9 protein-coding genes are annotated in these 9,993 nt (G+C 32.7%); 4 read left to right on the forward strand and 5 right to left on the reverse strand.

Annotated elements, in window-relative coordinates:
• The first annotated feature begins 57 nt into the window (after positions 1-57).
• Entirely contained in the window at positions 58-1,755 is a 1,698-nt protein-coding gene (locus ACKI3D_RS05500) for a glycosyltransferase family 39 protein (protein ID WP_407392745.1), read from the forward strand.
• Here the strand turns inward: ACKI3D_RS05500 and ACKI3D_RS05505 are convergent.
• Both ACKI3D_RS05505 and ACKI3D_RS05510 read right to left on the reverse strand, forming a co-directional pair.
• The gene (locus ACKI3D_RS05505) at positions 1,752-2,594 is read right to left on the reverse strand and encodes a UbiA family prenyltransferase (RefSeq protein WP_407392747.1); all 843 of its coding nucleotides are present in this window, start codon (positions 2,592-2,594) and stop codon (positions 1,752-1,754) included. The genes ACKI3D_RS05500 and ACKI3D_RS05505 overlap by 4 nt on opposite strands.
• The gene (locus tag ACKI3D_RS05510) at positions 2,591-3,847 is read right to left on the reverse strand and encodes a glycosyltransferase (protein WP_407392748.1); all 1,257 of its coding nucleotides are present in this window, start codon (positions 3,845-3,847) and stop codon (positions 2,591-2,593) included. Before ACKI3D_RS05510 ends, ACKI3D_RS05505 begins: the two co-directional genes overlap by 4 nt.
• Positions 3,848-3,955: 108 nt before the next feature.
• Here ACKI3D_RS05510 and ACKI3D_RS05515 point away from each other — a divergent pair, with 108 nt between their 5' ends.
• From ACKI3D_RS05515 to ACKI3D_RS05525, 3 genes are all read left to right on the forward strand, one after another.
• Complete coding sequence (locus tag ACKI3D_RS05515; RefSeq protein ID WP_407392750.1) at positions 3,956-5,050, forward strand: inositol-3-phosphate synthase; 1,095 nt, start codon at positions 3,956-3,958, stop codon at positions 5,048-5,050.
• 188 nt (positions 5,051-5,238) lie between these two features.
• On the forward strand, positions 5,239-6,951 hold the full coding sequence (oadA, locus tag ACKI3D_RS05520) for a sodium-extruding oxaloacetate decarboxylase subunit alpha (RefSeq protein ID WP_407392752.1): 1,713 nt from the start codon (positions 5,239-5,241) through the stop codon (positions 6,949-6,951).
• Between the two features lie 44 nt (positions 6,952-6,995).
• Complete coding sequence (locus ACKI3D_RS05525; protein WP_407392754.1) at positions 6,996-7,997, forward strand: tRNA-dihydrouridine synthase; 1,002 nt, start codon at positions 6,996-6,998, stop codon at positions 7,995-7,997.
• Here ACKI3D_RS05525 and ACKI3D_RS05530 read toward each other — a convergent pair.
• The 3 genes from ACKI3D_RS05530 to ACKI3D_RS05540 all read right to left on the reverse strand — a co-directional run bounded on the left by ACKI3D_RS05530 (position 7,984) and on the right by ACKI3D_RS05540 (position 9,884).
• Complete coding sequence (locus tag ACKI3D_RS05530) at positions 7,984-8,502, reverse strand: macro domain-containing protein (protein WP_407392756.1); 519 nt, start codon at positions 8,500-8,502, stop codon at positions 7,984-7,986. The genes ACKI3D_RS05525 and ACKI3D_RS05530 overlap by 14 nt on opposite strands.
• A gap of 28 nt (positions 8,503-8,530) precedes the next feature.
• Positions 8,531-8,845: a TfoX/Sxy family protein gene (locus ACKI3D_RS05535; RefSeq protein WP_407392757.1), complete on the reverse strand. Its 315-nt coding sequence runs from the start codon at positions 8,843-8,845 to the stop codon at positions 8,531-8,533.
• Between the two features lie 319 nt (positions 8,846-9,164).
• Positions 9,165-9,884 (reverse strand): DUF4012 domain-containing protein, encoded by a 720-nt coding sequence (locus ACKI3D_RS05540; protein ID WP_407392759.1) that lies wholly within the window; start codon positions 9,882-9,884, stop codon positions 9,165-9,167.
• Between the last annotated feature and the right edge of the window lie 109 nt (positions 9,885-9,993).

Consider the following 9,993-nt stretch of genomic DNA (forward strand, 5'->3'; position numbering starts at 1 on the left):
TACTTTTTCAAAAATATTAAATTATAATTAATTACATACTAGTATTGAGGGATTTACTTGTTTGATTTAGATAAAAAAAGAGAAAATAGGCTAACATTAACAGTAATTTGTATATTTGCATTAATAATTACTGGTGTTATAATTTATCTAAATTCTACCCATGCTATCCTCGGCCATTCTTATCGTGATGTCTATTTTTATTTAATTGAATCATTAAGATTGTCTGGCGTGAGCATTGGGGGGTATGCTTATGTAAATTATTTGCCTCCGTTTGTACCATTTTTAACATCAATTTTATTTAGATTAGGTTTTGTATCGGAGACAAGCATTTTTATAACTTCAGGAATTTTCTATTTCATTGGAATAATAGGAATGTTTAAACTTCTACGCTTAAGATTCAACAATTTCTATTCCTTTTTCGGTGCTTTTCTATATGCTACATTAATCATTAACATTAAATGGGTGGGAAATGGAACATTGGACATTCCTTTTGTTGCATTGATGATTTGGGCATTATACTTTTTTATTCAAGGAATGGAGAAAAATCAGTTGTATTTCTATTTGGCATTTCCATTAGGCGTTTTAAGTTTCTTTACAAAGTACACTGGAGCTTTAATTTTTGCCGTAATGATTCTGTATTTCATGAGCAGAACAAGAATAGTTTTTAATATCAAAAAATACTTCAAACATATCTCTGGAGGAGTTATTGTAGGTGTAATAACTTCAATCCCGTTTTTTGCATATTTCTTTTTGAATAATATTCCATTAGGATTTTTAAATCAGGCTCAAGAGGTTTCATCTGAAAGTTCCCTAACTTCTACTCATGCAGGTCAACTAATTGGAAATGATTTATTTTACTATTTCAATGGCTTAACATATAATATTTCAGCAAATAACAAATTCATTGCTATGTTACTTTTGATTGTAATGATTCTTGGAATATTGTTGATGCTTTATATCTTCGGAAAATCATTAAAAAATTCTTACTTTAAAATTAAAGATACTAAATCATTAATTTATAAATATCCTGTTCCTACCAGGATTTTTTATATTTCCATTGTCATTTCGCTCGTAATGGTTGTTTTGTCATTTTTCACAGCAAGTCTATTTTCATTTGTTTATTCGGAGATGTTACTCTTCTTGGGAATGTTTATCCTAGCTTATTCACTGACTAAAGTTATTATTACCTATGATGAAGTGGATAATGTTTGGTTAAGCACTTACCCTTATTTGGCCATTAATATTGCTATGGTAGGCTTGTTTTTATCTTACCTGATATTTTTCAGTGCTCATTTAACAAAGGCTGACAGGTATTTTACATCAATGGCACCAGGATTCATATTCATCGTAACGCTTTCAGTTGAAATTTTGTTGAATAGGATTAAAGGAATAAAATTCAGGCGTTTTAATTTAAAATATGCAATCCCAATAATTTTAATGTTATTGATGTTGTTCTCTACTGTAGATTATTTGGATGGTTATAGTAATGAGGATTTGGTTTTGAATGAACGTCAGGCTGCAGATTGGATAAGTGATAAAGAGGGAATTATATTCTCTGATAGGGGTCCGATTTATACTTGGTACCTGCAAAAAGAAATAAATTATACGTCTAATGCTTTCAATGGCACCATTCTAAATAGTGAATTAATTAATGCCAGTGCGGATTATTATATTGGAATGGAAAAGGTAAACCTTACGGATTACAGTCCCGTTAAGGAATTTGGACAGGTAACAATCTATCAAAGAAATAACTAGATTGATCCGGCAATAAATGCAACAAATGCTATTAACATTCCTATTTTTAAGTATTTTGATACTTTTCCAGCAGTTGCGCTGTCCTGTGATTTTAAAATTAAAAATGCAGAGTATAGGAATATCAAAACAGCAATTGCTATTACTATTAAATAATAGAATCCGAAAATATGGTTGTAGTAAAGTATTGGACATAAAACACAATCAATTATGATTAGTGCCACTGCAAGCAGTGCAGGTTTTTTCGCTCCGATTAAAATAGGCAGTGTTTTAGCTCCATCAGCTTTATCTCCTTCAATGTCTTCAATATCTTTCACGATTTCACGTGCAGTTGTCATCACAAATGCAAAAAATCCTAAATAGAGTGAAATCATGATGATATTTGGATTATTCAATGTAAATCCTCCAAACACAAAACCAAAACCTGTCATGAATGCTACAGTCAGGTTTCCAATAAGAGGGGTTGTTTTTAAAGTATATGCATATAAATAAAGTATTACATCTGCGATGAGCACTATTGCAAATGGAATCCAGTTATTGGTTAAAAGGCTAATTAAGAATCCGCAAATGGTTCCAGCTAAAAACAAAAAGTAAGCATAGTATTTTCCATTTTTAAGTGAAATTCTTCCAGAAGGCAATGGACGTTCAGGTTTATTTATCAAATCAATTTTATAGTCAAAATAATCATTGATTACATTTCCTGCAGCAGTTTCAAAAAATACGGCAATCATCGCAAGGATGATTGGAATGCTTATTGTTCTATCAATAATTGCTATTAATATTATAGCTATTGCGCCCATCAATGCATTTCCGGGCCTTAGAATTTCAATATACGGATTCATATGATTTCTCCTAAAATTTTTGCATAGTTTTTAGCAGTATTCTCCATCGAGTATTCATCTGCAAATTCATTTCCACAATATCTTAATTCGTTATTAATATATTTTAGATAATAATCATAAATAGCTTTTTTAGTTTCATCCACATTAGATACATGATAACCGATTTCTGTTTTTTCAATCAAATCTTTTAAAGAGCCTTCTTTATATCCTATTGATAAAATTGGTTTTTTTGATGCGATATATTCGTAAACCTTGCCGGGAATAAACATTTTTTCCGATTCATTCATCCAAGAGATTAACAATAAGACATCTGAATTCATTTGATTTTGAAGAACTTCATCATGAGTGATTCTTCCGTGAACATTGACATTTGCTTCGACATCATACTTTTGAGATAGTTCCTTTAGATTTGTTGAATCTCCATAAAAATCAATAGCAATTTTTTCACTTTCAATTTTATTTTCATTAATTAATTGGTTTATAGCGTCAAATAATATTGAAGGGTCTCTTTTTCCACCATAAAGTGAACCTGCATACATTAAAGTCATTTTATCGGTTGTTTTTGTTTGTTTGATATTTTCAAAGTCTTCGGGATCATAACCGGAAACAACTGGAATGATCTTTTTTTGGGGATGTAGACTTTGCAGGGTTTCTTGAGCAAGAGGTGTTGTAGTAGTTAAAACATCAACATTTTCAAATGTTTTCAATTCTAACCTTTTTTCAAAATAGTTTCTAATTGGAGAATGGTTAATATAAGGATTTAAATTCCATAAATCTCTTAAATCGGCAATCCATGGGATATCATATTTTTCTTTCAGGTCATGGGCAATTGTATGTGCGGTAATTGGAAATGATGATGAAATTATTCCACAAATCTCTTCGCTTTCAATGATTTCACAGCATTTATCGAAAGCAGGCTTTTTCCAGTATTTCATGCCGTCAGGGTATGCAAAGATTTCTCCAGCAATGGAAATGGCTTTAGAAATCACTGGATTTGCTTCACTTTGTGATGTAGGTTCATTGTTCACTTCGCTGCCTTGTCTTCCAGGCAAAAATTTTGAAATCATATCTTCATATTCGGTTTCAATAACTTCAACATTGTTGACTTGTACAGTTTTATTTGAAGTTTTTGGAACAATTACAATTGGTTTAAACCCGTAGTTAGGCAAATATTTAGCCACACCTTGCAATCTTTTTGAAGCGATTTCGTTTGAATGGTTATAATAAAATGCAACATATAATATATTTTTCATGTATATTTATTCCCACAACAATAAATTATATAAATAATATTAATTAACATAATATTAGTATTTTATTTATTTAAATTATTACTTATTTAGTATAAAGCTGGTGTTATAATGGACAAAATTAAGATAGCTATTGTTGGAATAGGAAACTGTGCAAGTTCTCTTATTCAAGGAATTCACTATTATGATGGTAAAAATCCAGAAGATGCAATAGGATTAATGCATTGGGACATTGGAGGATATGCTCCTAGTGACATTGAAGTCGTTGCAGCTTTTGATGTTGATAAGAGAAAAGTAGGAAAAACTATTGATGAAGCAATGTTTGCAAAACCTAACTGCACAACTGTTTTCCAAGAGGATATCCCAAAATATGATGTTAAAGTGAGTATGGGTCATGTTTTAGATGGTGTAGCTGAGCATATGTCTAATTATGATGATGAATACACATTTGTTGTTAGTGATGAAGAACCTGTAGATGTTGTCAGTGTATTGAAAGAAAGCGGAGCTGAAATCTTGGTTAACTACTTGCCAGTAGGCTCTGAAGAAGCCGCAAGGTATTATGCTCAATGTGCACTTGATGCTGGAATAGCATATGTAAACTGTATGCCAGTATTTATTGTAAGTGATGATGAATGGGATGCTAAATTTAGGGAAAAAGGAATTCCTATTGTCGGTGATGATATTAAGGCTCAAATCGGAGCTACCATTACACACAGAACACTAGCTAGCTTATTTATGGATAGGGGTGTAAAATTAGATAGGACCTACCAAATTAACACTGGAGGAAATACTGACTTTTTAAATATGCTCAATCGTGAAAGGTTAGACTCTAAAAAAGAATCTAAAACAGAAGCTGTTCAATCCGTATTAAAAGAAAGAATGGCTGATAGAGATATTCACATTGGGCCTAGTGATTATGTCCCATGGCAAAATGATAATAAATTATGCTTCCTTAGAATGGAAGGCCGTACATTTGGTGACGTTCCAATGAATATTGAACTTAGATTAAGTGTAGAAGACTCTCCAAACTCTGCAGGATGCGTAATTGATGCTGTAAGATGTTGTAAAATTGGTTTGGAAAGAGGAGTTGGAGGACAATTGACTTCCATTTCTTCATACACAATGAAACATCCTCCAGTTCAATACGATGATGATGAAGCATATGAAAATGTTGAAAAATTCATTTCTGGCGATTTAGAAAGATAATTTTTCAATTTTTTTTACTTTTTTTACTTTTTCTTATTTTAACAATTAATCTTATTTTTTTTTCAATTTTTGAAGTTTTATTTTAAATACTTCTCTAAAAGTAATAATTTATATAATAATAAGGACAAATATTATAGTTGGATAATTTATGATTATTTAATAAATTAATATAAAAGAGGTGTAAAATAATGGCAAAAGTAAGATTTACAGAAACAGCACTTCGTGATGCTCATCAATCTTTACTTGCAACTAGGATGAGAACCAGAGATATGATTCCTATTGCAGAAGAGATGGATAAAGTCGGATACTTTTCAGTTGAAGCTTGGGGTGGAGCAACTTTTGATTCATGTATTAGATTTTTGAACGAAGATCCATGGGAAAGATTAAGGCAATTAAAATCTGAATTCAATCATACTCCAATTCAAATGCTTTTAAGAGGACAAAACTTAGTTGGATATAAACATTATCCGGACGATATTGTAACAAAATTCGTAGAAAAATCTTATGAAAATGGTGTAGATATTTTTAGAATTTTCGATGCATTAAATGATATAAGAAACATGGAAAAAGCAATTAAGGTTGCTAAAGAGCAAGGGGCTCATGTTCAAGGTACTATTAGTTATACAATAAGTCCAGTTCACACTTTAGATGATTTTGTCGATCTTGCAAAAAATCTTGAAGCATTAGATTGTGATTCAGTAGCTATTAAGGATATGGCTGGTTTAATCACTCCTACCGCAGCTTATGATTTAGTATCAAAATTAAAAGAAGAAACTGATTTGCTTGTAGATTTGCATTGTCATTGTACAAGCGGTATGACTCCAATCAGCTATTATGCAGCTTGTCAAGCTGGTGTTGATATTTTAGATACAGCTATTTCACCTCTCGCATGGGGAACAAGTCAACCACCTACTGAAAGTATTGTTGCTGCTCTTCAAGGCACAGAATTCGACACTGGATTGGATTTAAACTTATTGAATCATATTAAAAAATACTTCATGGACATTAAAGAGAAATATTTAGGCATTCTTGATCCTATCTCTGAAAGTATCGACACCGATGTATTATTATACCAAATTCCAGGAGGAATGCTTTCAAATCTTATTTCACAGCTCAAAGAGCAAAATGCACTTGACAGATACAATGATGTATTGGAAGAAATGCCAAGAGTTAGAAAAGATATGGGATACCCACCTCTTGTAACTCCAACAAGTCAAATTGTTGGTATTCAATCAGTAATGAATGTTTTAGGTGGAGAAAGATACAAAAACGCATCCAATGAAGTAAAAGAATACATGAAGGGAATGTATGGTAAACCACCAGCACCAGTTAATCCTGAAATTTCCAAAAAAATCATTGGTGATGAAGAGGTCATTACATGCAGGCCTGCAGATTTACTTGAACCTGAATTCGACAAATATAAAAAAGAAGGTGAAAAAGAAGGTTTCGTCAAATCTGATGAAGATGTATTAACTTACGCATTGTATCCAGCGCCTAATGCAGGACCAAGATTCCTAAAAGGAGAAGCTGAAGAAGAAGAACTTGCTGCACCTCGCACTGTTGAAGATGAGGGTATTGGAATTCCAACTGAATATAGTGTTGAAGTTGATGGAGATGTATTTGATGTCAAAATCATGCCAACAGGATTTATGGAAGTTGGAGGCGCTTCTGAACCGAAAGAAGCCATTCCAGGTGCATTACCATCTCCAATTAATGGTAGCGTAATCAAACTTAGTGTAAATGTTGGAGATAAGGTTACTGCAGGCTCTACCGTCTGTGTAATTGAAGCTATGAAAATGGAAAATGATATACAGGCTGAAGAAGATGGTGTTGTTGAAGAAATCATGGTCAGCCCTGGTGATGCAGTAAGTATTGGTGACACTTTAATGGTAATCAACTAGATTACCTCCTTTTACTTTTTTTTTAACTTTTTTTGGTGATTTTTATGAAAGATATTTTTGATGAGGTTCAACTTGGCAACTTAAACCTTAAAAGCAGAATTGTCAGAACAGGTACTTGGGAAACTGAAACGGATGAAGGAGGATTTTTAACTCCTGCAATATATGACAGATATGAAAAAATCGCAAGCAGTGGAACAGGTTTAATTGTATCCGAAATATTCGCACTAGACCATAAGGACAGATTTTTCCCTTATTCTTCTAGTCTAAACTATAAAGGTTTCATCAAAGATTATCAAATGGTAACTGATATTGTTCACAGTTACAATGTTCCGATTTTAGGCCAATTGGCATTTTTTTATTATGATGATGGTGAAAATCAGAAAGTAGAGGCTAATGAAATTACTGAAGAGGGTATTAGGAAATTACAAGCGGAAGTACTTATTGCCGCTAAAAAATTCTCATTTGCAGGTTTTGATGGCATTCAGATTAATATGGGCAATAATTTTTACTTGGCTCGATTTATGAATCCATATTTCAATCAAAGAGAAGACAAATATGGTGGAAATACTGAAAACCGTGCTAGAATTTCATCTGAAATTATCAAGGTCATTAAAAAGACTATGGATATGCATGTAAGCTGCAGAATCAATCCATGGGATGTTAGAAAAGGTGGAATGACTGCTGATGAAAGTATAGCTATTGCACAGGAATTGGAAAAAGCCGGTGCAGACAGCATTCAATTGACTGCACGTACAATTTCACAAATTTACGATAAGGGCGTAAAACATCCATTTTTGGTCTACGTTGATGATTTGATTGATGCGGTTGACATTCCTGTTGTTTTAGGAGGATCCCTAAGAGACATGGATAAAATTAATGATGTGTTGAATAATTCTAATGTGGAGTTTGTTTCAATGTCCAAACCATTCGTGGCTCAAGCTGACTTTTTAGCAGACTGGAAAGCTAATGGTGAGGGAACAGCAATCTGTCAAAGTTGCAATAATTGCTATTCTAAAAAGACCAGCACCTGTTTTAAATATTGTTAATTGCAGTTTCACCCATTTCTTTGGATTCGTCACTCAATACAGCAAATATGATGTTGATAGGATAATCAGAATTATCCTTCAGGAAATCATTGCAGGCCCGAATTGCTATTTTCCATGCTTGATTTTTTGGATATCCATATATTCCTGACGAGATTAATGGAAAAGCAATTGAATTGCAGTCATTTTCTTTTGCTAAAATCAATGATTTTTCATATGCACTGTATAATAGTTCTGCTTCGTTATTATTTCCCCCTTGCCAAATAGGACCAACGGCATGAATAATATATTTTGCTTGAAGATTGAATCCCGGCGTAATTACAGCATCTCCTGTTTCACACAGACCGATATCTGAACAGGCTTCTCTAAGTTCAGCTAATCCGGCTTCATGAAATATTGCTCCACAAACGCCTCCTCCTTCTAAAAGTCGGCTGTTTGCAGCATTTACAATAACATCAACATCCAGTTTTGTTATATCAATTTTTCTAATCTCTATAACACTTTCCATTTGAACCAATCCTTTTTCAAACTTTAACCTATTTACGCTTTTTTGGAGCAGGAAGTTCTTCATACATTGATTCTAACAACTCTTTTAAAAAATCTCTGTTTTCCACATCTTCAATGAGAATCATTTCCTTTGCACCTTCATATGGCAATTCCATATCTGCATCTGGCATCATTTCTATAGCGGTTTTCACCGGTTTTACAAGAAAACGGTCATCGTAGATGCCTCCGACAATCTTGCCACGATAGTAAATGATGTATTCTCCCATCATTGCTCTATATGTTATGTCATCAAGATCTGACAACTGTTCCAATATATATTCCAGATATTCCTTACTTGAACTCATTTCAATCCCTCATCAGTAACTTGAATTAATTTCCTAATCTTTAATGAAAACTCATTTCATTTTGAATTTTCCCTATAATATAATGTGATTTAATTTAAACATAATGTTTTTGACTTGATTTTGCCTATAGTGATTTAACATTAACACGGACATTTTCATAAATCAAATCTAGTTTCAGCTTAGGATATATATCAAAGAGTCTTAAAAGCAAGTTTCAAATAGCTGACGGCAATGTTAATGTTAAAAAAGCAAATATTCCTTGAATCTTATAAAAAAATTAAAAAAAGTTCTTTAAAGAATTTAATTCTTTAAAGACTATTTATCCTGCTAAATTTTCAAATCCTTTTGTTGCAAGCAATCTTGTAAATGAACCTTCAGGTTTCATGAAGATATTTCCATGAGAGTATTCATTTATAGCTGCTTGTACCATAGTACTTTTTTTAACAGGGTCTTTAGCAGCTTGAGAAAGTGCTTTAACTAATACCATGACTGCATCTGCTCTAGACATGTTTCCTGGAACATTTTCATTTCCAGGATATCCGTTGTATGCGTCATTTTCACGAACGATATCAGTTGCACTAAGGTTTGTCACTTCACCATCGACTTCAAGCGGTCTGATGGTGTCAATAATATTGTCAATACCTTCATCATAAACAAGAACTACAGCATCAGCATGCATTCCAGTGTTAGCTTCCACTATTTCTGCAGCATACTGCATACCCGCATCAACACCGTCCCATAGACAATCGTGGAGAAGCATACGTCCTCCCAGACCTCCAGGTGCAGGTTGTGAAGGGTGAGCCATTCCTCCTGGATATACTGGAGTGTAATTAGCTAGAGATCCGTTTTTTAATTGGACCATATATGCCATATCTACTCCACCATTGGATTGTTCGTATTTGTCTGATGCTAACACGAGAATGGTTTTGTCTTCTTGTGTTAAATCAGGGCCAACGAATAATGCGCCGGCTATAACGGCAATTAATCCAATAAGAATAACTAAAAGGATAGCAATAATTAGTTTTTTTGTTCTTTTCATTTTTTATTCACATGCCCTATATTTTAAAAAAATTAAATAATAAGAATTAAATTTAAATTCTTATTTTTCTATTTAAACATTAAATTATATAAATATTATTGAAATTACA

Origin of the sequence: Methanobrevibacter sp. (genome assembly GCF_045586545.1) — an archaeon.
In the GTDB taxonomy this organism is placed as follows: Archaea; Methanobacteriota; Methanobacteria; order Methanobacteriales; family Methanobacteriaceae; genus Methanocatella.

Bases quoted from the DNA above. Each gene is read 5' to 3' on its own strand.
- oadA (WP_407392752.1), top strand. From the start codon at position 5,239: ATGGCAAAAGTAAGATTTACAGAAACAGCACTTCGTGATGCTCATCAA.
- ACKI3D_RS05515 (WP_407392750.1), top strand. From the start codon at position 3,956: ATGGACAAAATTAAGATAGCTATTGTTGGAATAGGAAACTGTGCAAGT.
- ACKI3D_RS05510 (WP_407392748.1), bottom strand. From the start codon at position 3,847: ATGAAAAATATATTATATGTTGCATTTTATTATAACCATTCAAACGAA.
- ACKI3D_RS05540 (WP_407392759.1), bottom strand. From the start codon at position 9,884: ATGAAAAGAACAAAAAAACTAATTATTGCTATCCTTTTAGTTATTCTT.
- ACKI3D_RS05525 (WP_407392754.1), top strand. From the start codon at position 6,996: ATGAAAGATATTTTTGATGAGGTTCAACTTGGCAACTTAAACCTTAAA.
- ACKI3D_RS05530 (WP_407392756.1), bottom strand. From the start codon at position 8,502: ATGGAAAGTGTTATAGAGATTAGAAAAATTGATATAACAAAACTGGAT.
- ACKI3D_RS05535 (WP_407392757.1), bottom strand. From the start codon at position 8,845: ATGAGTTCAAGTAAGGAATATCTGGAATATATATTGGAACAGTTGTCA.
- ACKI3D_RS05505 (WP_407392747.1), bottom strand. From the start codon at position 2,594: ATGAATCCGTATATTGAAATTCTAAGGCCCGGAAATGCATTGATGGGC.